The organism is Streptomyces sp. PU-14G (genome assembly GCF_041028275.1).
Lineage (GTDB): Bacteria > Actinomycetota > Actinomycetes > Streptomycetales > Streptomycetaceae > Streptomyces.
In genome coordinates, this window is the sequence record NZ_JASKYT010000714.1 from 1 (window position 1) to 1,088 (window position 1,088).

A 1,088-nucleotide genomic window follows, 5' to 3' on the forward strand; every position below is an offset into this window, starting at 1 on the left:
ATCACCCCCACCGACCCCGCCGCCCGAAAGCTGGCCACCTACCTCGTCAAGAAGGCCAGGAGCACGGCCGAGCCCGGCCCGTCCCTGGCGTTCGACAGGGCGGAGGTCTCCGGCAAGAGCGGCAGCCGCGCCGGTCCGGTGACCGTCCGCACGACCGCCTCCACCGTTAGCGTGGCGCCGAGTCCGCGTGCCGCCTCCGCGGGGGTACGGGTCGTCGACAAGAAGGGCGAACCGGTCGACTCGGCCCGCAACGGTACGAAGCTGTACTTCGATCTGCCCAAGGCCGCCGACCCCGGCGCCGCTTCGCTGACCGCGCAGGCGGCGACCAAGGTCCCGGTGGGCAGGGTGCTGACCGGGGCAGGGGAGCGCGGCAGGAGCCAGGCCCAGATCCTGGCCGGTTCCAGCCAGGCGACGGTCTCGGCCACGGCTTCCGTCAACTGGGCCGAGCGCGGCCCCGTGCCGGCCACTACCTCCCGGGAGAACTGCGCCGGGCACGGTGTGGACATCAACGTCGACAACAGCGGCGACGCGACCTTTCCGTTGCGGGTCGGCAAGGAGCGGGAGGAGATCGCCGGAGGCGAGCGGGGCACGGTGACCGTGCCGGTGGAGGAGGACCAGCCCTACCGCATCCCGGTGCGCGGGCCGCACGGGTACGCGAAGACGTTCAGCGGAGTCCTCGACTGCACCACCTCCGCCGCGGTGGGCGGGGTGGCCCGGCGAAGCGCCCCGGCGACGGCCGAACGCCCGGCGACGGTCGGTGGGGGCGGCGCCGTCGTGGGCGAGGGCGACCTGGCCCAGACGGGCGGCGGCAACACCCGACTGTTCGCGGCGGTCGCCATCGGTCTCCTCGCGGTCGGTGTGACGACTTTGCGCATCGTGCGCCGCGGCGGGAAGTGAGGCGCGGCGGGAAGTGAGGCGCGCTGCTCGACGGGCGTCCCTGTCGCTTCGAGGGGCGGCCCCTGTCGAGCAGCACCCACGTGCGGTGCGGCACCCCTTGTGCCGGCCCGCATGCACCCGCTCCCCTACCCGGTCGTGGGCGAGGGCGACCTGGCCCAGACGGGCGGCGGCAACACCCGACTGTTCGCGGC

1 pseudogene is annotated in these 1,088 nt (G+C 74.3%); it reads left to right on the forward strand.

Going from position 1 to position 1,088, the window contains the following annotated elements:
- Positions 1-897, forward strand: a pseudogene (locus AB8Z75_RS34905) (peptidase); the annotation flags it as partial.
- Positions 898-1,088: the final 191 nt, after the last annotated feature.